This is a genomic window from Staphylococcus simiae (assembly GCF_002902085.1).
In the GTDB taxonomy this organism is placed as follows: Bacteria; Bacillota; Bacilli; order Staphylococcales; family Staphylococcaceae; genus Staphylococcus; species Staphylococcus simiae.
Map to the genome: position 1 here is coordinate 1 of NZ_PPQR01000002.1, position 22936 is coordinate 22936.

The window sequence follows — 22936 nt, forward strand, 5'->3', positions numbered from 1 at the left end:
TAATTATTCCCTGACAAAGTTATATGTACTTAACTTTATCAATAATTCCTTAATATTCATCAATTCATAAAAAAATGAGCCGTTAAAAGTTTATAAACTACACTTAACGACTCATTTTTTTAAAGATAATTTTTATTTACTTGTGGTATATGGCGCGTAACCCATAGCTACTTCAACCACTTTATTATGATTGATAACAAACCAAATGCCTAACTGATTTTTCTTAGGTTGATAATAAAAAATACCACTTTGTTTATCTGCACTTTGTGGCGTTTTAGATTTTAATTGTTGACCATACGCTTGTTGCAACTCATTTAAAGACACATCGTCTTTAACTACAAATTGTAGTTGGTTAGCCTTTTGTCCATCAGATGTAATACCATTAAATTTTTGGTCATACTTTTCAATTGATGTTTTACTCTTTGTCTTTGCTAATTTAACATCATTAAATTTAACATTTTGATGTTTTATAGCATTGATGAAAGTCTTATCTGTTATAAACGATGCATCTTTTCCTATATAACCATGATAACTATAGTGTGGGACTGTTGCTGCATGAGCTTCTTGTTGCACAGGTGCAGTTGAAATACTAGCACCTAACAAAGTGCTAAGTGACATAGTAGTAGCTAGAAGTATTTTTGTTGTTTTCTTCATAATATGACCTCTCTTTATATATTATTAAGGGCTTCAAATTAATTATAACGCCCTCCATTTATTAAATACTATTAATTTCATTTATCTATATATAACAATTTTGTTATACTTAATAAAAATCACATTCATTAAGTTTCTTATGTTTTAATTCCTTTCACCATAAGATGCTACAAATACAATTTTTAATTTAAAATATCAGTTCTTGAAGTAATGTTACTTCTTGAATATACGGAGGATAATAATTTGAAGAAAATATTAGCAACCATCGTCGTCCTTATACTCATCGGAGCTCTTGGATTTGCAATTTTTGCTGCAGTCACACACGATAGTCAACCTGATACTAAAAGCCATAAAACAGAAAAACATGATAAAAAAGATAAAAAATCTAGTGACAACAAAGATGACACTAGCGATACCGAAGATAATAATGTTACTAGCGATGATAATAGTTACAATAATGAACAGGCTGGCCAGTCTTCTCAACAGAATACAGCAACAAATAATAACACAACACAGTCTAAATCTTCATCGCATAATCAAACACCAAATCAAGGTAGTCATAAACAAACACAACCTAAAGCAGAAGAACCAACTACCCACTCTGGTGGTGGCACAAATAGTAATGAGAGCAATAAACAACCTGCCACTAATAGTACACCACAAACACAACCTAATACATCGTCAAACCCGTCTTCCACGAACAGTACGAAACCTGCAAATTCAAATGCACAAACAGGCAATAAAGATTAACATAGCTAACCCCCTCAAACTATTCACTATAGTCAGAGGGGGTTTTCAAAATGGTGATAAATCAATGTTTTAAAAACCTAGTTAGTCTTGTCGGAGTGCGGTAACAACATAAACTTTATAAAAAATTTATGTCCGTCCCACTCCCTTCAAGTTATTTACTATATCGTCTTACCATCTATATCTTCTTATTTCTAATAATTTTTGCAGGACCTTGACTAACAATAGTATAAAATGTTTGTACTAATGTTTCTTTATCTACACGATGTGGATCTTTAATCCAATGTTGTATCATTGATAAACCTGCACCGGAAACATAACTGATAAAATAGTCGAATGGAATTTTTTGGTCATCACTAACGCTTTCATTTTTATAATGATTTAAATGATTATAGATTTGATTATAAAGCTTATCTACTAATTTAGAGTCTTTACCAATACTTTCGATACTAATGCGATAAAAATCCATATGATCATCTATATGTTTAATCACTTTTTCCATGACATTTTTGATTAATTCCTCAGAAAAATCCGCTTCATAGTTTTTACTTTCAGATGTTGTGTATGAAGCAATCTCTGCAATACTTTCATCTTCCATTTTTTCAAGTAAATCATATTTATCTAAATAATGTGCATAAAATGTACTTCTATTGACATCTGCTAATTGAGCGATTTGTTGAACGGATACTTGCTCAAAGGATGTTGTTTCTAATAATTCTAAAAATGCATCTTGAATCGCTTGTTGTGATTTACGAATACGGCGATCTTGTGGCATTATAATCATCCTTTCAAAACATATTATCCCACAATTATATGCGAAATGTTGGTTAACCTACAAATCAAAGAGTATCAATGATTGTTTAAAGTCATAAACCCTACTAGGATATAAATATAAACAAAGCACAGATTAAAGAAAAGGTGTGATGATTAATGACACAAAGTAAATTAGGGAATCCACAATTAACAGTGACTCCTGTTGAATACGTACAAGATGGTGTTAATCACATTGTTGTTGACAGTGTGCAATACGGAAATCAAGAAATGACAATGGAAAAAAATGTACCTGTAACTATGACAGACGGTACAACATTGTATGTCAATATATTTAGACCCCTTGAAGAAGGACAATATCCTGTTGTTATTTCTGCAGATACTTATGGTAAAGATAATAAACCTAAAATTACAAATATGGGTGCGAATTGGCCAACATTAGGTTCTTTTAAAACGTCAAGTTTTACTCCAGAAGAATCACCAGATCCTGGATATTGGGTACCAAATGGTTATGTCGTTGTTAAAGTAGCTTTACGTGGTAGTGCTCAATCAACTGGCCGTTTATTACCTTGGGGACCAGAAGAAGCTCAAGATTACGCAGAAGTGATTGATTGGGCAGGTGAACAACCTTGGAGCAATGGAAATGTTGGAACGAATGGTGTATCTTATTTAGCAGTAACACAATGGTGGGCTGCATCATTAAATCCTAAACATTTAAAAGCCATGATTCCTTGGGAAGGTCTAAATGATATGTATCGTGAAGTAGCTTTCCACGGTGGCATCCCAGACACTGGCTTCTATCGTTTCTGGTATCAAGGTATTGTTCAAAGATGGCCAAACAATGACCAAATAGAAGATTTAGTTGGCAATCAACAAAATCACCCTTTATTTGATAGCTATTGGCAACATAAACAAGCTCCGTTAGCTAATATTCAAGTGCCTATGTTTGTTTGTGCTAGCTGGTCAACACAAGGCTTACACAACCGTGGTACATTTGAAGGTTTCAAACAAGCAAGCTCTAAGCAAAAATGGTTGTTTGTTCATGGTCGTAAAGAATGGGAAACATATTATGCTAGAGAATCTCTCGAAGCACAACGTCAATTCTTTGATTACTTCTTAAAAGGTATTGATAACGATTGGACAGAACGTCCACGTGTTATTTATGAAGTGCGTGATTCATTCTATAAAGGTGAACTACGTAGCGCAAGTGATTGGCCAATTCCAGACACTGATTATGAAGCATTATATTTAGACGCTTCCAATCAACAATTATCTATGGAAGAACCAACTCAAATCAGTCAAATTTCATATGATAGTGAAGCTATTGAGAGTGGTAACGATGAAGTTCGTTTCAACTATACATTCAATCAAAATACTGAATTAACAGGTAACATGAAATTAAAACTATGGGTATCTACTGATCAATCTGATGATATGGATTTATTTGCTGGTATTAAAAAATTAGATCGTCGTGGCAATGAAGTTCACTTCCCAGACTTTAATCATATTGAAGATGGTCAAGTTGCAACTGGTTGGTTACGCGTATCACATCGTAAATTAGATACTGAAAAATCTACGATTGCACAACCTTGGCATTCACATGATGAACTTCAAAAATTACAACCTAACGAAATAGTACCTGTAGAAATTGAACTTCTTCCTTCAGGTACACAATTTAATAAAGGGGAAAGTTTAGAAGTTGTTGTTAAAGCAAGTGAAGTTGTCAAAGGTAATAGTACACCAGGTTTAAGTACGAGATATGAACATAATGAACGATTAAATAAAGGACAACATACTATTTATTCTGGTGGTCAATATGATTCACACTTAATCATTCCAGTGATTAAGCACTAAATTAAACAGCCATAGTTCTCTAATAAAATGTGGGCTACGCGTTTCGGTATGTTATAGAATAGTCTCAAAAATTGGAGCGCCAATATAACTAAAAAGATCCATACCTTTGGTAGACAAGTGATTTGTCGACCTTAGGTATGGATCTTTTGTTTACTCTGTTACATTACTTTCATCAACTTTTTCTGAAACTTTTTTCATCATTGGATCTGTAATAGGTTTAAGAATCAATCCTACTACAAAGAAACCTATGCCAAATAAAGTAAGTATGATTAACTTGGTAATTAATATTTCTGGCACAATACCACCTACTGTTTCACGAAGTGAGTCAATTGCATACGTAAATGGTAAGTATGGTGAAATATTTTGGAAAAATTGTGGTGTCGTTTGTATTGGGAATGTTCCACCACCACCAGCAATTTGTAGCACTAATAAAATAATTGCAATGGCTTTACCTGGGTTACCAAGTAAAGATACGCATGTATAAACAATAGCATTAAAAATAAGTGAACTGAACACTGTAATGGCAACGAATAGTACTGGCGATTCCACACTCGCTTTTAAAATAACTAAATCCCCTACTGACACAATAAATGCTTGAATGATACCTAGACTAAAGAAGAATCCGGCTTTACCTAGGAAAATTTGGCGTGTCGTTAATATATTTTGCAAATTTTTATGTTTGTTGTCTACTGATAATAAACTAACCATTAGTAAAGCACCTACCCACACTGACAGTGCAGTATAGAATGGTGTCATACCAGATCCATAATCTTTAACTGGGAATACATCCGTTGTTTTCTTATTGATTGGGTTAGCAATGACATCAGCTTGTTTTTTCAAGTCATTTTTTAATGTATCAATTAATTTATCTACAGCATCATCTTTATCTAATTTTTTAAAGATTTTATTAGCTTTTTTCAAGTCTTTTTCAACATCTGGTAATTTATTTTCAGAGAAATCAGCTAGATTAGATAATGCTTTCTTAGCTTTAGGTTGATTTGTATCTAATAAATCAACTGCTTGATCATAACCGCTGAATAATGTTGGTAAGTTCTTATTAACACTTGCTGTAGCATTAGTAAGTTGTTGTTCTAATTTAGGTAAATCATTACGAACAAAACTAGCAGCTTTTGCTACATCATTTTTAGCGGTTGGGAAGTAGGCTTTAGCTGTAGACATTGCAGTAATATAATCTCGCTCAATACTAGGCAAGACTGTTTGTAGCTTATTGATACGTTCTTGACCACTTTTTAAAATTGCTTGGCCAGACGTAATGACCTGGTTAATTGAGTTCAATTTAGATTGTATTGTTGATAATGACGCTTGTCCGTCTGCTAAACCTTTCATAATATCATTAGATACAGATAACAAATTCTTATTAAGTTCATCTTTAATATAGTTTCTAAATGATGTTAACGATTGATCCAATTTCGGAAGATTATCTAGCACTTTTGCCGCTTCATTCGTACCTGAACCACCATTGGCTAAAGCATTACTAAGTTGATTGACCAATCTCAATTGTCGATTGATTTGATTGTTGGCATTTTTAATTTTCTTAATTTCTTTAGATAAGTCAACATCTTCATCGTTTTCTAATTGTTGTAAAATATCTATCATTTGTTGGTTATATTTCGTTGTATTTTCTAAACGTGATTTAACGTTATCTAAAGGCTTGGCAAATTCATTAGGACGATTCGTCGCTAAGATACCATATGCAATATTCCTTAAGTCTTTATTATCTTGTTGTGTCGCTTTAGCTTGTGTATTCATATTATTAGACAATGCTAAGAGTGATTCTGTTAAGGCAATATCCATTGACTTGACATCTTTATTTGATAGTGTGCCATTATTATTATTGGATTCAGTATCTGCCGTACTTACAGGCGTGGTCTTCAAATCACTATAACTACGACCTGCTGATTTAGCCTTAGCACTCTGTGTTGCTGTATTGGTTGCTTGTTGATTAGCATCTAGTGTATTACTACTTTGATTTTGTTGTAAATCTTGCTGGACATTTTGATTAAATTGTTGCGCACGTCCTGCGGCATCTTTATAATCACCAGCACGATCATTAACTTGTGTCACAAATCCTTTTGCATCTTCTAACTGTCTATCAGCTACACTAATACCTTGACTTGCTAAATTAACACCTTGATTAATCTTTGGAAAGGCATTTGGTACGTCATCAGCTGCAAAATTAAGCGCTTTTTCAATTTTTGGCATATAAGCATTCAACGCTAAGATTAATTTAGCTTTTTCGTTAAGCTCTGGTATCGCAGCATTCACATCATTTAATTTTTGTTGTGCAGATAAAATGTCACCTTTATAATTCCCTAAATTTCTAAAATCATTAGCATAACTATCTAAAGAATCTTGGTGTTTGTTTAAATAAATAATTGTATCTGCAAACTTGTTAATTTTTGGCAAGGAATTATTGGCTGCATATACTGCATCTTTAATCTTATTTATCGTTGGTACATTATCTTCGATTGTTAAGCCAACTTTATTCGCTTCTTCTAATAACGCTTTAGTTACTGTTTTATTAAATTGCTCATTAGCTTTTTCAACTACCATCGATGAACCGGTATCAGTTAATTTTGATGCTACGGCATTGATTTTCTGGTTAACTTTAAAATCAACATCCGCTTTTTCAGGATGCTTCCTTAACGTTCCTGTAATTTGATGCGTAAATTTGGAAGGTATGTAAATCCCAGCAAAATATTTACCCATCTTAATTTCATGATCAGCCTTTTCACGACTAACAAATTGCCAATCAAAACTATCATTTTTCTTCAATGATTTAACCATAGTGTTACCGACATTAATTTCTTTGCCTTTAACTTTGTCACCTTTATCCTCATTAACAACAGCCACTTTAATATGTCCTGTATTAGAATAAGGATCCCACATAGCCCACAGATTAAACCATGCATAAAATGATGGCAAAATAGCTAACCCTGCCAAAATAACCCAAACAGCAGGTGTCTTAGCTACTTTCTTCAAGTCCATCTTAAATAATTTAAATGCGTTCCTCATTGTCACACTCCTATACCGCTTCGATTCTCCGATATATTTTTCTATTAAAACGATTTATTTTTTCATCATTAGTTAGTATAATACCTTTATTGTGATGTTAATTTTGATTGATATCTATCAACTAATTCAAAGATATGATAAATTATAACAAATTATAATTCATTATCACACTTAAACATCATATTTTTCAAGGGAGAATGTTAATATGCCTAAAAATAAAATTTTAATATATTTATTATCTACAACACTTGTCTTACCAACTTTGGCTATCCCTACTGCGCATGCAGATGAAGTACCAAACGATAAGATATCACAGTCACCTACTGATACTAAAAGTAACACAGCTGATGATAAAGAAACGGCAAAAGATAGCACTACTAAAGACAAAAAGAAAAATACTTCAACACGTAAATCATCAACTCAAGCTAATAAAGCATCCGACTATAACCAACTGTCACAAGATGATGATGACCATACTAAAGATGATGTTACTAATGACCAAAACAAAGATAATAACTTAATGGATCATATTATTAATGATGACATGTTGAAACAATCGCACTTCACTCAATTATTTGAACCTGATAAATATGAAGATAGTATCACGTTGACTTCATTAATTCAAAATTTATTTAACTTAAACTCTGATATCTCAGACTATGAACAACCAGAATCATCATCTCACAACAATGAATCTGATAACACTTCTGAAGACACATCATCATCACAAACACAAACTGAAGACAATAAAGCTCAACATCATCAAGATAATGAGCAACAGGATGATAATAGTAAGTCATCATCTTCAAAAAATGAGCATACTATAGTTGATGAAGAAGATAACCAGTCATCAAACGATAATAATACGAACCAAATGACAACTAATGATGACAAACAACAAACTGATGGTAGTCAAGATAGCAAACAACACAATAATAAAACATCTAACCCTGAAGAAAGCGATAGTATAATTACAGATTCAGCATTGGATTCAATATTAGATGAATATAGTGAAGATGCTAAAAAAACACAACAAGATTACGAATCTAAACATAAGCATCACAAGACAACAACAGATCATAACGCTTCAACATCTAAAAATGACAATCCACAATTACCTACAAAAAAAGAATTAGAACATAAAGAAACACCTATACAATCATTTAAAGATCATGATAATATTCGTCGATCTGATATCAGATCGACGACACTCTTCGAATCATTGCCAAACTTGTCAGGTAGTAATGACAACAGTAACAACTTTGACGTCGTAGATTCTAAAGATACTCGTAGTTTTATTAAATCTATCGCTAAAGATGCGCATGACATTGGCCAAAATGATGATATTTATGCATCTGTGATGATTGCCCAGGCAATTTTAGAGTCTGATTCTGGTCGTAGTGCACTATCTAAATCACCAAACTACAATCTATTTGGTATTAAAGGTACTTATCAAGGACAGTCTGTCTCTTTTAATACTCTTGAAGCAGATGGCGACAGTATGTATAGTATTAATGCTGGATTCAGAAAATATCCCGATACAAAGGCATCTTTACAAGATTATTCCAACTTAATTAAAAAGGGTATAGATGGTAATCCAACGATATATAAGCCAACATGGAAAAGTGATGCACCTAGTTATAAAGACGCCACTTCACATTTAGCCAAAACATATGCCACGGATCCAAATTATGCTAAAAAGTTGAATACCTTGATCAAACATTACAATTTGACTCAATTTGATAACAAAAAAATGCCTAATTTAACTAACTATACATCATCTATTAAAGATAGTGATGTTTCAAATCATAATTTCAAAGCATTCCAAGAAACGACTAGTAGTATGCCTTATCCACACGGTCAATGTACTTGGTATGTCTACAATCGTATGAAACAATTTGACTTATCCATTAGTGGCAGCCTAGGAGACGCACACCATTGGAATGATCGTGCTGCTCAAGATGGTTATCATGTAAGCCATACGCCAAAAGCACATACTGCCGTTGTCTTTGAAGCTGGTCAAAATGGTGCAGATGCTCAATATGGTCACGTTGCATTTGTTGAAAAAGTAAATCGTGATGGTTCAATTATTATTTCTGAATCTAATGTCAAAGGTTTAGGCGTGATTTCATATCGAATCATTAATGCAGATGATGCTGAAGCATTATCTTATATCTCTGGAAAATAACTATAATATATAATGACGTTTTTTTGATATCCATTAATTGAATGTCAATAAAAGTATGAGTCAAAAAATACGGTTCTCTCCCAAATTGGACTGATACATAATTATTCATTTTTTATTTATCAGTCCTAAAAATAGAGAACCAAAAATACCCAAGAAACAGTCATGATTGTTTCTTGGGTATTTTTAATGTCACTATTTGTTTAACATCTTATTACAAGGTACCTTTCCATGATTCCACCGATTCAATATGACAAGAACGACTTAAAATTTGTTCAATAATAAAATCATGCTTATCATCTGAGCGGTCTCCTACTGCATCTTCTAATACGGTAACTATATAATCTTTATCTACTGCTGCTAAAGCTGTACTCAATACAACACCACTTGTTGACACACCTGTAAGAATGAGATGGTCTATTTGATTGGCACGTAATAAAACTTCTAACTCACTTCCAGCAAACGCACTGAATCGACGCTTAGCAATTTGTGGCTCACTATCTAATGGTGCTAATTCTTCAAGAATTGTTGTTGATTGATCTTGCTCTGTCATGCCATAGCCTTGTGCTTTAAAATTTGAGAACACTTTATTATTTGGAGAAACATCCATAAACTGTTTATCTAAGACCAAACGAATGAAAAATACTGGTATATCATTATTTCTAGCTGCTACTATTGCTCTTTGATTAGCTTTAATAACATTATTAATTCTCGGCATACTTCTAGCTATACCTTCTTGCATATCCATAACTAGTAACGCATTTTTCTGAGACATTGCTATTCTCCTCTACTTATTTCAATAATAAGAGATTATTGTATTATATTTTTCAGCATTTTAAAAATCGTTGAGCTAGGCTATAGCATTTTTTAGCTGTGTTTGCGTCTGTTGTAACGATTTAATGCAATAATAGCAAGGCCTGCTGACAATAAGATGACAGATAACGGTAACCAATGGTGTTTAATGGCTTCCCCAGTTTTAGGTAGAGAAATATTACCATCATCATCAAGTAAGCCACTTAACAAGCCATCACCTGAACCTAATGTCAACGTATCTTCTGGCGTCGGTGTTGGTAAATCAGGAATGTCATCCAAGATACTGTGGCCACCTAATAAGCCTGCGCCATCATTTAATACATTTGACAATTGACCGAGATGATCAGAACTATTTCTGTGATTCACTCTATCCAACAAACTAGGACGATTTGTGATAGGTGATAAAATACCATTAATATTTTGTTTCGTTTGATTCAAACGCTGTTGCAATTGTAATAAATCATCCGCTTTACCATTCAATGCTGCTTTAACTAAATTAAGTATCTTAGACTGATCTTGTTCTGCTTTAGTAATTAAATCCGCTAATAATTTAGCTTTGCCTTGTTCAATACGTGTTGCTAAAATCGTTTCGATCGCTTGTCTTTTATCTTTAGCATTATTAATCACTTCTTGTAAAATATCATCCGCAGTTGCCTTTCCAGATGATATAAAATGACGTTTAAGCTGATCAACAATTTGACCATTAGTCAATTTTTTATCTACAAATTGTTTTGCTAATGACTGTGCTTCTTTTGAACTTAATTTTGTTGCTAATAATTGGCTAATTAATTGTTCTTTATCTTTAGATTGATCCAACATAGCTTTCAAGATATCATCACTATTATTTAATGTCAGACCATCGATGTGATGAGCAATTTGATCTGCAATCTGCTGATCTGTTTGGTTTGTCGTTGTAATATTTTTTAATATTCGGTCCGCTTCATTTTTACTAAAGACACTGTTAACAATATTTTGTACAGCTTGCTCTTTATTTTTAGTATTAGCTAATTGCTGCAAGATAATTTGTCTTTGTCTAGCTATACTTTGTTTAGTATTGGTTACTTCTTTTTTCAAAGTTGCTTTATCAGAAGCAGATAAATCTGATTTATTAATTTGTTTATCCAAATTCTGTAAAGCGTTTAATTTACGTAAGGTATATTGTTTTGCTGGTTGATTAGTGTCATGCGTCATTTTAGATGCTAAATTATAATTGATTTTATCACTACCTTGTAACTGTTGTGATATGTTATTAGCTTTATCTTCATTCTTATTGAATAGTACATCCTCTTTACTAAGATCTTTTATGATATCTTGATTCTTTATGGTATCTTGAGCTCCATCTTTTGATACATCATTGTCATTGTCGTTAGTAGACGCTTCATCATATGACTGTGCTTTATGATTTTGAGTATTAGTTTCACTAGTATTAGAACTTTGATTCTCTTCTTTAGTCGCTTGATCTATCTTATCTAAATCACTTAATGCTTGATCTACCTTATCACTGACATCATCACGTTCAGCATGATCATCAGTTGCACCTCTTTCTTTAGTTGCTTCTTTTGGCGATGCTGATGTCTTATCTTCTATCATTTCTTTTTGTTGACTACTATCAACTTTATCGTTTAATTCATCTAAATCAGCTAAAAATTGATCAAGTTTCTCTTCAGTGTCATCACTCTTAGCTTTTGTTGAATCTACTTCACTAGCAGATTTATCGTTATCATCTTTAGTTGTATCTTGTTGCTTAGCTTTATTGTCGTCCTTAGCCTGTTGAACGATATCATCAATGTCTGAAGATGATGTTACTTTTTCTAATTTTTTCTTAAATTGTGCTTTCTTATTATCAGTCAAATGCGCCATTTTTGAAATGTCGTTCTTAGCATTTTTAATGTCTTGTTCTAATTGTTTATCTCGTACTTGCTCATCAACTGCAGTACGTTGATTATCTTCTGCATGTGCATCATGATTACTGATGTTAACAGTCATTAAAGAACTACTCAAAATCATGGCTGAGCATGTTAATTTCACATAAAACTTAAATGGGTGTGAATGAATGTTTGCCATCAACTTACTCCTTCCATACTTCTTCAAATAAATATTTAATTCCAATTATATACCAATTTACTGGAAAATTACATAAGTCAGCGTAGCTTTTATAAATCAAAGTTCTCACTAAATCCATATAAACTTCTTCAACGTCATCTTCAAATATAATGTATTTCCCTTTATAATCTAATATTTTTATAATAGAATTAAGTATAGGCGCAATCCCTCTCTTTCTATAGTTGTGGTGACTTAAATGATAGGGTATTGTGCTCTTTTTTTCAAAATCCGTCAATTCATAGTTCACTTTCGTTTTTTAGAAGCTGGCCAAAATAAAATCACAACCATAAAGAGTAAAAAATAAATAATAAACCAAAAATCTAAATGACTCTGATTTACCTGCTGATATATAAAAATCAACATCAAGATAGACATCATTAATTGCACAGAAAATCGTAACCACATAAAAATCTAGCTCTTTTAGCAAATTCTATTAATGATAATTTACTATATTAAGTATAAAGTAAAAAGTATTACTTTAATGATTTTTAAAGTTATTAAAATAGTTCCTACCTTCAGCATTATTTTTTCTTATTTTAAGTTTTTAAATGACTTCTAACTTCTTGCTTTGGTGAATATTGCATATCGTTCACACCTCTCCCTCATTTTACTTCCGATTGATTTTAAACATACATCTAATACTTATTTGTAAATGACTTATACACCATAATTATAAGCTTCATTAAAATTATGCAACCAAAAATCTCTAATTCGAAATATAATCATTGACAGAACACTTATTGCACATTACAATGAACCGAGTATAAAAAATATACCTAGAGAGGTGTACTAATGAAAATCGAACTTGGATTAACTTCTTTCGCTGATAACGGACCTATTCATACACCTAATGGCATTGAAAAGGCTATCCCACAAGCACAAAGAATAAGAAACATTGTCGAAGAAATAGAACTAGCAGATCAATTGGGATTAGATATTTATGGTTTAGGAGAACATCACCGTCAAGATTACGCTGTGTCTGATCCTGTCACTGTTCTAGCTGCTGCAGCATGTAGGACGAAAAATATTAAGCTTTCATCAGCAGTCACAGTATTATCATCAGATGACCCTGTACGTGTTTACGAGCGCTTCTCAACTTTAGATGCCGTGTCAAATGGTCGAGCTGAAATCATGGTTGGTAGAGGCTCATTTATCGAATCCTTTCCACTATTCGGCTTTAATTTAGACGATTATGAAACTTTATTTAATGAAAAATTAGAATTACTGTTGCAAATCAACCAACATGAAGTCATCACTTGGGAAGGTTCACTTAGACCTAGTTTAAAACAAGCGGGTGTCTATCCACGAACTGAGTATGGTGATTTACCAATATGGATTGCTACCGGAGGCACTCCGGAGTCTTCTTTAAGAGCTGGCGCTTTAGGTTTACCTATTGTATATGCTATTATTGGTGGCAACCCTATGCGTTTCACACGTAATATCGAAGTATATAAACAAGTTGCTGAAGCCTATGGACATAATAGTGAACAGTTACCTATAGCCGTACATTCATGGGGCTACATTGCTGAAACTGATGAACAGGCCCGACATGAGTTCTTCCCTTCTTTGAAAGCACACCAAGACGTACTAGGACAAGAGCGAGGTTGGCCACCTTATGATGAAAATTCATTTGAACGTGAAATTGGCAACCAAGGTGCACTTTACTTAGGTAGTCCTGAAACTGTAGCACAGAAAATCATTATGACGATAGAAGGTTTAGGTATTAATCGTTTTATGATACACATACCTGTAGGGTCTATGCCACACGATAAAACAATGGAAGCTATTCGATTGTTTGGCGAAAAAGTAAAACCTATCGTTGATAAGCACTTTAAAAATAATTAACTATTTGGAGGAAATGAATTATGATTTTACGTTATGTAACAAATTTAAAAATTGCTAAAGAACTATACGAAGCGAGCAAACCAAAATTAAAAGATAACCAAGATATGCAAGATACATTTTCAAATGTCTTTGGTTTACCATCAAGTATGGTTAAATATGTAGGTGCTGCTGAGGCTGCAACAGCTGCATTATATTCAGTGAGTTTCTTAAACAAAAATGTTTCAAGACTTGCTTCTTTATCAACAATTGGTATTTTAAGTGTCGCTGTCTATAAACACTTCGAAGCTGGCCAGGGTAAAAAAGGTGCGCAACACGCACTTGATTTAGTTGAACTTGCAACATTAAGCCTATTAGATACTATTGGTGGTAGTAAAAGCAAATAGTTAATTATTGAATTAATCCCCTGCAAATCATTAATTTACAGGGGATATTTTTGTATTCATGTATACTTAAATAATATATTGAGGTTCTCCATTTTTTAGGACGAATACATAAAAGTGAATAATTATATATTAGTCCAATTTAGGAGAGAACCTATATTGATTGCATTCTACTTATTCAGTTGGTCTATTTATTGTAAATATGTCACCTATATTAGCGTAGTCATTACCCGCTAAACGTGATACTGCGTTTAAATGTGTGGCATCTATTTTATAATCCCCTTTATATACATCATCTTCTATATGATATGTCACAACTTCACCAATGATTAAATCCGCACCATTGTCTTCGGAACCTAAGACAACAATTTGATCTAAGCGGCACTCTAAACGAATACTCGCCTCTTTAATACCAGGCGTTGTAATATTAGTTGATGCTATTGTTGTAAAAGCCGTGCGCTCTAACTCACTATCACTGTATGGCAAGGGAGCTGCTGTTTCATTAATATCAACAACATTAATTTTATCAGTAATATGTACAACAAAGTCACCATTACTATCGATATTAACTGCTGTATCTTTACGTTTTCCGTTAGACCGTTGTGCAGCTATCGCTATCATTGGCGGTTCATTGTTAACAATATTAAAGAAACTAAACGGTGCTGCATTAATAGATTGATCTTGATTCATGGTAGTGACGAATGCTATAGGTCTAGGAATAATTGACCCTATCAATAATTTATAATTATCTTTAGCAGAAATGTCGTTGGCATTGAATGTTGGCATCATCGTTCACACCTTTCTCTATTTTTAATCGCCATATCTATATTTATATAATAACTCTGGATGAATGTGACACATCACAATATCTTCTGGACATTTTTTCAAATGTTGTTGATGTTCTTCACTACTTTTAACATAGTTAGACAGAGGTAAGACTTCCACTGCAATGCGTTCTCTATCTTGTCTCTGATTGATAAATTGTCGTGCTTCAATGAGATGCTGGTTTACTAAGCTATAAATACCTGTACGATATTTACGACCGACATCATTACCTTGGCGATTGATGCTATATGGGTCTATGATTTCGAATAAATATGTTATAACGTCAAATACCGTTAATTTATGTTGATTAAAATCTACTTTAACACATTCAACGTAACCATCATAATCTCCTTGTAAATCTAAAGATGAACCATTTGCCCGCCCTGCTTCTGTAGATATAACGCCAGGAATTGTTGAAAAAAATGCTTCAACGCCCCATAAACATCCACCAGCTACATAAATCGTCTCCATTGCCGTCTCCTTATATATAAAAGTATAGATACGTAGTTCGCATAGTCTATCAGCTATCTTTTCATAGTGATAGTACTTCCACTTCATTATCTATCTTCACTCAATAAACATCTTTTACTAAGTTATACCAGGTTATGCCACCATGAGATGACTCAGAAACACCTTCATTAATATAACCATAATATTCATAGAGTGAAACTAATTCATTTTTACAAGTTAATGTTACAGCTGTGCGTTGATGTTGTTGTGCAAGTTGTTCAAAATATTTTAACAAACGTCCAGCAATACCTTGGTTTCTATATTCAGGTGCCACAGCAACACCTAAGACACTCAAATAACCACCTTGCTCAGGATTGTTATCAATATGCTCAAATAAATCATCGGTTATGTATCTTTGACTTATAACTGGCCCATTAATATACCCCGCAATTGCTCCATGATCTTCTAAAATGATAAACGTATCATTGATATAATTAATTCTCTCTCTTAACGCTTCAGCTGATGCACGCTCTTCTTCTGAAAAACCTATATTCTCGATTCTAATCAATTCATCTAAATCATTTAAAGTTGCATGTCTAAACTGCATGTCATCACCCCTTCTAATACTATGACATATTATCATATAAAATCATCTTACAATTGACATAATTAATATGACAACTACATTGATTTTATATTGTTATTTTTGAATTTTTTATTGTCTTATGTAGTGAAAAAAGACTGCCAACTAATATTGTTGACAGCCTTTTAACTATTAATAAGTTATTGTATTAATGTTGTTGAATGATATTTGGTTTTTTAGACATCAGGTGATTATATGCTGCTAGATATGATTTTTCTGCATTCGATGCTCTATCATAAGCGTTCATAGCACGATGCCATAATGGATAAATAGGTTCTGGAGTCGTTAATGTTGAAATCATATCAATTTCTTCAGAAGTTAATTGTAACTGATATGACGCAATGTTATCTTGTAACTGTTCTTTTGAACGTGCTGCTAAGACAATCGAATCAACATTAGGTCTTTGGCGTAACCATGCTAAAACAACTTGTGGTACTGATACACTGTGTGCATGAGCAATCTGTGTCAAAATATCAATCAAGTTATAAAATAGATCAGCATCTTTAATATACGGTTCAGCCCAACCATCACCTTGACGTGTACCTTTGTCACCTTGTCTATGTTGCTTGGTAATTTTTCCTGTTAACATACCTTCACCTAATGGAGACCAAATACTATTACCAATACCCAGTTCTTTACCGGCAGGCAATAATTCATATTCAGCTTCTCTAGACTCAGGTGTATAGTAAATTTGTTGAGCTATTGGTGGTGCTAAGTGGTTTTGTACAGCATAAGTATGCGTCTTAGCTAATGACCAGCCACTATAATTTGACACACCCCAATAACGTATTTTCCCAGCACGAATCAAATCGTTCATTGTTTGTACCGTTTCTTCAACAGGTACCTGACCATCCCATACGTGAACATAATATAAATCAACATAATCTGTGCCTAAACGTTTAAGAGAGTGGTCAATTGAACGTTCAATGTTAAGTCGAGATGCTCCTATATTATTGGGATTATTATCATATGGAAAACCAGTTTTGGTACTAATAACCATTTGATCTCGTTTATTACGAATAGATTTTCCTAAAGCTATTTCAGCATCACCTTTAGCATACAAGTTCGCCGTATCAAATTGGTTGATACCTTCATCTAACGCATAATCAATCATGCGATCAATATCTTTTTTAGACATACCGCCAGCATTTTCAAAGCCATTTGTAGCAGCAAAAGGAATTGTACCTAAAGCATATTTTGACACATTAAGTCCAGAGTTCCCTAGTAATGTATAATCCATAACTTTTCCTCCTAAAATTCTTCAATGAACACATCATAAGTGTTTATTATTTTTAACTTAATATTATGTTATTCCCTATTAATATAGCTGTTAGACAAAAATTAAGCGTTTAATATAACATTTATGAATCATCGTGCTATGATAATGAAAACGATGAGGAGGTTTATTTGTGACTAAAGCGTACGAAGCATTCCTTTCAGACATCACTCAAGATAGTTATCGACATAAATTAAACGTTCTTTTTCAATGGATTGAACAACAGTTTCCAGAATTACAATCTATCATTAAATGGAATCAACCTATATTCACACATCACGATACATTTATTATTGGTTTTAGTACTGCTAAAAAGCATTTTACTGTATCACCAGAACCAGGTTGTTTAAAGCACTTCACTCAACGAATTCAAGATAACGGTTATAGTCACACTGAATTTGTCTTTCGTATAAAATGGCATGACCATATTGATTACGACTTGTTGCGTGACATGATTAAGTTAAATATAACTGAAAAAGCAAATGTCACTACATTCTGGCGTACTTCAAAGTAAAATGTTGAATCAATCAACATGCGCTACCATCATTAACAACAACTATAAATTCTTTAATAAATATTGCTTATCAAAATTCAAATTGCCTACCCTAGTTACCTCAACAACGTTAAAATGTCATATATCCCAAACAAAACAAAAAATCGGATTGATGAAAAATTAACGATTTTTTTCATCAATCCGATTTATTAAAACACTAAAAATAGCACCTATCCTTGTGACAGATACTGAATACTAAAGTAGCATTCTAATATCCACTTTAGACGTGAGTATTCAGTATTTTATGGATAGACACTCATATGATGCACTTTATTTATATTGGATGTTGTCCAAATAAAGTCTCGGTGATTACGTTACTTTAGGGGATATTACATATACCATTGGGGTTAAATAAATGTTACGCACTTTAACGGTAATATCAGATGTCTTAAACAAGTTCCCAAAGAATAACCACAAATTATAATTGATATTTATTTTAATGTATTGTATTTGATTTATATATTATCCATATTTAAGAATCTCAATTCTGAGGTGTATTGTCAACTATACTAATTTTTCAAAATTAATATCATGTCTTTTGTTACATAGAGAAGTCATTTATTACAAATATATTACACGGCTATTTTTTTAAAAATATATTCAAAAGTGAATAAACTTCATCTTTAAAGCGATTTTTACTCTCTTCAACTTCTCCAAATTTTTGAGAAAATGACGCTTTTAAATACCAACTTTCTAAAAACAGCAATATCAAGTTTTTAAAATCTTCTTCAGACATTGTCATCTTCGTTTCATCGTAAAACCTTGATACTTCATCGCTCAACTTACTATTTAAGCTCTGAATTTGATTATAAATATCTTCAGAAAACTCTTCCGGTGTATTAGACAATTGGACATACATTCTAATATACCTTTCTTCAACATCAAAAATAAATTCAAATAAAAACTGATATAGTGCATCAATAGAATAATTGGACTTATTTTGATTGATCAGAATAGTATTGGCCAGATAATCAAAGCAGCATTCTACACTTCGTTCATAAATATCCTTTTTTGAACCGAAATGATAGTAGACACTAGCTTTTCTTATATTCACACTTTTAGCTATATCATCAAGTGTTGTACCATCATACCCCTTCTCTGAAAATAAGGTTATTGCATTATCAATAATCTTATCCTTCAATTTTTAAAACCCCCTACGGAAAATTAATCACATAATGTTACAGGAAAATTAAGTTGCAATTACAAATATTTCCGTTTAATTATAACAACAATCTATTGCAAATTAAAATACTATCAATTACCATATGGCTTACAACCTAACTAACGAAAGGTAGGTAAACATCTTGCATTTTTTTAACTTTTTACTTTTTTATCCGGTTTTCATGTCTATTTATTGGATTGTAGGTTCAATTTATTACTTCTTTACTAAAGAAATAACACATAAAATGCACCGAAAATTAGACATTGATCCTGAAAAATTGGAAGGTATTTCATTTTTACTCGCGTGTTATAACGAGAGCGAGACAATCGAAGACACGTTGTCTAACGTATTGTCATTAAAATATGAGAAAAAAGAAATCATCATTATTAATGACGGCAGTTCTGACAACACAGCTGAACTTATCTACAAAATGAAAGAAGATCCAAATAACGACTTCATCTTTGTAGATTTGCAAGAAAACAGAGGTAAGGCAAATGCCCTTAACCAAGGTATTAAACATGCATCTTATGATTATGTTATGTGTTTAGATGCCGATACAATTGTGGCTGAAGATGCACCGTATTACATGATTGAGAACTTTAAACATGATCCAAAACTTGGTGCGGTCACTGGTAATCCTAGAATACGTAATAAAAGTTCTATTTTAGGTAAAATCCAAACGATTGAATATGCTAGCTTAATTGGTTGTATTAAGCGAAGCCAAACACTTGCTGGTGCTGTTAATACGATTTCAGGTGTCTTCACGTTATTCAAAAAAAGTGCAGTTGAAAATGTTGGCTACTGGGATACTGATATGATCACAGAAGATATTGCCGCATCTTGGAAGCTTCATTTATCTGGTTATCATATTAAGTATGAACCACGCGCAATGTGTTGGATGCTTGTTCCCGAAACATTGGGAGGTTTATGGAAGCAACGTGTTCGCTGGGCGCAAGGTGGTCACGAAGTATTACTTAGGGACTTTTTCACAACGATGAAAAAAAGAAAATTCCCACTATATATATTAATGTTTGAACAAATTATCTCAATATTATGGGTATACATTGTTCTCTTATACTTAGGATATTTACTCATCACTGCTAATTTCCTAGATTATACATTTATGACATATAGTTTTTCTATTTTCTTATTTTCATCATTTACTATGACATTTATAAACGTTGTTCAATTTACAGTCGCACTCTTTATCGATAGTCGCTACGAAAAGAAAAATATGGCCGGACTGATATTCGTCAGCTGGTACCCAACTGTCTATTGGATTATCAATGCCGCAGTTGTATTAGTCGCGTTTCCTAAGGCATTAAAAAGAAAGAAAGGTGGTTACGCAACATGGTCAAGCCCAGACAGAGGGAATATCCAACGCTAAAATCATCCTTAAATATAGTTAGAGAAACATCACTAATTGCCATTTCTTGTATCTTTTGGATTTATTGTGTCGTGGTACTACTTGTTTATATTGGCACAATCTTTGATATTCAAGATGAGAGCATTATTACAATTCGTGTTGCATTAAACATCGAAAATACCGAAATATTCAAAATTTTCAAAATAATGGGGATCTTCTCAATTATCATCTTTGTCTTTTTCACAATTTGCTTGTTAATTCAAAGATGGCAGAAAGGAAGACATCAGCGTGAAACCAAATAAATTTTTACTTATCGTAATGAGTATCATTCTCATCTTACCAATGATTACTCCAATTCACAATGTTGCACATGCAGACAGTGATGATGGTAAGCCTAAAAAACTTAAATATCATAAAAATAGTGCCTTAGCACTTAATTATCATAGAGTAAGAAAATCTGGATTTCTCAACAACTTTATCTATTTCTTCTCTAGTAGTAAAGAAATTAAGAACTATAGTGTTTCTAAATCTCAATTCGAGTCACAAATTAAGTGGTTGAAAAAACATGATGCTAAATTCTTAACATTAAAAGAATTTCTTTATTACAAAAAGAAGGGCAAGTTTCCTAAACGTAGTGTTTGGATAAACTTCGACGACATGGATGCTACAATTTATGAAAATGCCTATCCAATTTTAAAGAAATATAAAGTTCCAGCAACTGGATTTGTCATTACAGGACATGTCGGCGAAAAGAATTTCCATAACTTAAATATGATTACTGAACCACATTTAAAAGAGATGTATAACTCAGGTTTATGGGAATTTGAAACACATACCGACAATTTACATTCATTGTATAAAAATAACAAATCAAAAATGCTACAAACATCGAACAGTAAAATTACTGAAGATATTGAAAAAAGTGACGATTATTTAACGAAACATTTTCATAAACCTCAAAAAACAATTGCCTATCCTTACGGTTTAATGAATGATGATAAATTGCCCGCTCTTAAAAAAGCAGGTATTAAATATGGTTTTTCATTAGAAGAAAAAGCAGTCACGCCCGACACCGACGACTACTACATCCCAAGAATATTAATTAGTGATGATGCATTCGAGCATTTAATTAAGAGATGGGACGGATTTCATGAAGAAGATTAGACTTGAATTAGTATACTTACGAGCTTTAATTTGTTCGATTATCATTATTACGCACTTATTAACTCAAATTACCTTAGAACATGAAAATTTAGGAGGTGGTTCACTCGTATTACAATTTTACATTAGAAATATTGTTATCTTTGGCACACCTTGCTTTATTATCTTGTCTCAATTATTAACAACGTTGAATTATCAAAAGGTTACATATAGATATCTCACTTCGCGTATCAAGTATATTTTAATTCCTTACCTTTTAATGGGATTATTTTATAGCTATAGCGAATCGTTATTAACAAATTCATCTTTTAGTAAGCAGTTCCTTGAAAATGTATTACTCGGACAATGGTATGGTTATTTTATTGTTGTTATCATGCAATTCTTTATTTTGAGTTATATTATCTTTAAAATAAATTACAATTTATTTAATAGTAAAATTCTGTTGTTACTATCATTTATCGTACAACAAGTATTCCTATACTATTTCTCTAATAATTCACAATTCCATGCTGCTGTACTACATTATTATCCTTTAAGTGAAAACACTATTATTTTTGGATGGATATTCTATTTCTTCCTAGGTGCTTATATTGGATATAATTATGATCGAATTCTTAATTTCTTAGATCGCTTTTTAGTCATTATTCTAGTATTAGCAGTCGCATCGTACTTTGTATTTATCGCTTTATCTAATGGTGATTATTGGAATGTCACAAGCTTTTCATATTCATTAACGCTTTACAACAGTGTTATGTTTATCGCTATATTAGGTATATGTACCCATTTTAAAACGATGTTATTCAACACCGTTCAAATGATTAGTGCATTTTCGTTCTTTATCTATTTGTTACATCCAATTATTTTAGATTCATTATTTGCTTACACAAATATTTTCGAAGACAATACCATTGTGTTCTTAGCAATATCATTACTATTTATTATTGGACTATGTATTGGTGTCGGAATGATCTTACGTGAATTCTACATTTTCAGATTTATTATAGGTAAACAACCATACAAACTTAATATTTTTGCTTACTAGTATGACCACGCAAAAACACTTGGCTGATGAAAGAATGATTTCATCTACCAAGTGTTTTTTCATATTACGT

General features: G+C 32.4%; 20 protein-coding genes. 10 read left to right on the forward strand and 10 right to left on the reverse strand.

Features of this window, described 5'->3' with window-relative positions; all coding sequences use genetic code 11:
• Positions 1–132 precede the first annotated feature (132 nt).
• Positions 133–654, reverse strand: a complete 522-nt coding sequence (gene isaB / locus CD113_RS00010; protein WP_002464365.1) for an immunodominant staphylococcal antigen IsaB family protein — start codon at positions 652–654, stop codon at positions 133–135.
• Between the two features lie 243 nt (positions 655–897).
• Between isaB and CD113_RS00015 the strand changes: the two genes are divergently transcribed.
• The gene (locus tag CD113_RS00015) at positions 898–1404 is read left to right on the forward strand and encodes a hypothetical protein (RefSeq protein ID WP_002464364.1); all 507 of its coding nucleotides are present in this window, start codon (positions 898–900) and stop codon (positions 1402–1404) included.
• 175 nt (positions 1405–1579) lie between these two features.
• On the opposite strand, the gene CD113_RS00020 is transcribed toward CD113_RS00015, so the two are convergent.
• Complete coding sequence (locus tag CD113_RS00020) at positions 1580–2176, reverse strand: TetR/AcrR family transcriptional regulator (protein ID WP_002464363.1); 597 nt, start codon at positions 2174–2176, stop codon at positions 1580–1582.
• A 155-nt stretch (positions 2177–2331) separates the two neighbouring features.
• Here CD113_RS00020 and CD113_RS00025 point away from each other — a divergent pair, with 155 nt between their 5' ends.
• Positions 2332–4026 (forward strand): CocE/NonD family hydrolase, encoded by a 1695-nt coding sequence (locus CD113_RS00025; protein WP_002464362.1) that lies wholly within the window; start codon positions 2332–2334, stop codon positions 4024–4026.
• Between the two features lie 150 nt (positions 4027–4176).
• Here the strand turns inward: CD113_RS00025 and CD113_RS00030 are convergent, their stop codons facing one another.
• Positions 4177–7062 carry a YhgE/Pip domain-containing protein gene (locus tag CD113_RS00030; protein WP_002464361.1) on the reverse strand — a complete coding sequence of 962 codons (2886 nt, stop codon included), beginning with the start codon at positions 7060–7062 and terminating at the stop codon, positions 4177–4179.
• A gap of 205 nt (positions 7063–7267) precedes the next feature.
• On the opposite strand from CD113_RS00030, the gene CD113_RS00035 reads away from it, so the two are divergent.
• A complete protein-coding gene (locus tag CD113_RS00035) occupies positions 7268–9250 on the forward strand; it encodes an amidase domain-containing protein (protein ID WP_002464360.1) in 1983 nt (660 codons plus the stop codon).
• A 211-nt stretch (positions 9251–9461) separates the two neighbouring features.
• Here the strand turns inward: CD113_RS00035 and CD113_RS00040 are convergent, their stop codons facing one another.
• Both CD113_RS00040 and CD113_RS00045 read right to left on the reverse strand, forming a co-directional pair.
• The gene (locus tag CD113_RS00040; RefSeq protein WP_002464547.1) at positions 9462–10022 is read right to left on the reverse strand and encodes an isochorismatase family cysteine hydrolase; all 561 of its coding nucleotides are present in this window, start codon (positions 10020–10022) and stop codon (positions 9462–9464) included.
• Positions 10023–10114: 92 nt separating this feature from the next.
• Positions 10115–12124 carry a GA module-containing protein gene (locus CD113_RS00045; protein ID WP_002464546.1) on the reverse strand — a complete coding sequence of 670 codons (2010 nt, stop codon included), beginning with the start codon at positions 12122–12124 and terminating at the stop codon, positions 10115–10117.
• A gap of 831 nt (positions 12125–12955) precedes the next feature.
• On the opposite strand from CD113_RS00045, the gene CD113_RS00055 reads away from it, so the two are divergent.
• Positions 12956–14008, forward strand: a complete 1053-nt coding sequence (locus CD113_RS00055) for an LLM class flavin-dependent oxidoreductase (RefSeq protein WP_002464543.1) — start codon at positions 12956–12958, stop codon at positions 14006–14008.
• Positions 14009–14028: 20 nt separating this feature from the next.
• Positions 14029–14391: a hypothetical protein gene (locus CD113_RS00060; protein WP_002464542.1), complete on the forward strand. Its 363-nt coding sequence runs from the start codon at positions 14029–14031 to the stop codon at positions 14389–14391.
• Between the two features lie 171 nt (positions 14392–14562).
• Here the strand turns inward: CD113_RS00060 and CD113_RS00065 are convergent, their stop codons facing one another.
• The 4 genes from CD113_RS00065 to CD113_RS00080 form a co-directional block, all read right to left on the reverse strand.
• Positions 14563–15174, reverse strand: a complete 612-nt coding sequence (locus CD113_RS00065) for a flavin reductase family protein (protein ID WP_095092809.1) — start codon at positions 15172–15174, stop codon at positions 14563–14565.
• A 24-nt stretch (positions 15175–15198) separates the two neighbouring features.
• A complete protein-coding gene (locus tag CD113_RS00070; RefSeq protein WP_002464517.1) occupies positions 15199–15684 on the reverse strand; it encodes a peptide-methionine (S)-S-oxide reductase in 486 nt (161 codons plus the stop codon).
• 100 nt (positions 15685–15784) lie between these two features.
• Positions 15785–16270 carry a GNAT family N-acetyltransferase gene (locus tag CD113_RS00075; protein WP_002464516.1) on the reverse strand — a complete coding sequence of 162 codons (486 nt, stop codon included), beginning with the start codon at positions 16268–16270 and terminating at the stop codon, positions 15785–15787.
• Between the two features lie 184 nt (positions 16271–16454).
• The gene (locus CD113_RS00080; protein ID WP_002464515.1) at positions 16455–17546 is read right to left on the reverse strand and encodes an aldo/keto reductase; all 1092 of its coding nucleotides are present in this window, start codon (positions 17544–17546) and stop codon (positions 16455–16457) included.
• Positions 17547–17715: 169 nt separating this feature from the next.
• On the opposite strand from CD113_RS00080, the gene CD113_RS00085 reads away from it, so the two are divergent.
• Positions 17716–18096, forward strand: a complete 381-nt coding sequence (locus CD113_RS00085; RefSeq protein WP_002464514.1) for an iron chaperone — start codon at positions 17716–17718, stop codon at positions 18094–18096.
• A 619-nt stretch (positions 18097–18715) separates the two neighbouring features.
• Here CD113_RS00085 and icaR read toward each other — a convergent pair.
• Positions 18716–19276, reverse strand: a complete 561-nt coding sequence (icaR, locus tag CD113_RS00090) for an ica operon transcriptional regulator IcaR (RefSeq protein WP_002464513.1) — start codon at positions 19274–19276, stop codon at positions 18716–18718.
• 163 nt (positions 19277–19439) lie between these two features.
• Here icaR and icaA point away from each other — a divergent pair, with 163 nt between their 5' ends.
• The 4 genes from icaA to icaC are packed head-to-tail and all read left to right on the forward strand — an operon-like array spanning position 19440 to position 22866.
• Positions 19440–20684: a poly-beta-1,6 N-acetyl-D-glucosamine synthase IcaA gene (gene icaA / locus CD113_RS00095; protein ID WP_002464512.1), complete on the forward strand. Its 1245-nt coding sequence runs from the start codon at positions 19440–19442 to the stop codon at positions 20682–20684.
• Positions 20648–20965 (forward strand): intracellular adhesion protein IcaD, encoded by a 318-nt coding sequence (gene icaD / locus CD113_RS00100; protein WP_088177497.1) that lies wholly within the window; start codon positions 20648–20650, stop codon positions 20963–20965. Before icaA ends, icaD begins: the two co-directional genes overlap by 37 nt.
• 16 nt (positions 20966–20981) lie before the next feature.
• Complete coding sequence (gene icaB, locus CD113_RS00105; RefSeq protein WP_407070846.1) at positions 20982–21827, forward strand: intercellular adhesin biosynthesis polysaccharide N-deacetylase; 846 nt, start codon at positions 20982–20984, stop codon at positions 21825–21827.
• Positions 21814–22866 (forward strand): polysaccharide intercellular adhesin biosynthesis/export protein IcaC, encoded by a 1053-nt coding sequence (icaC, locus tag CD113_RS00110; protein ID WP_002464510.1) that lies wholly within the window; start codon positions 21814–21816, stop codon positions 22864–22866. The genes icaB and icaC overlap by 14 nt, the downstream gene beginning before the upstream one ends.
• The last annotated feature ends 70 nt before the right edge of the window (positions 22867–22936 follow it).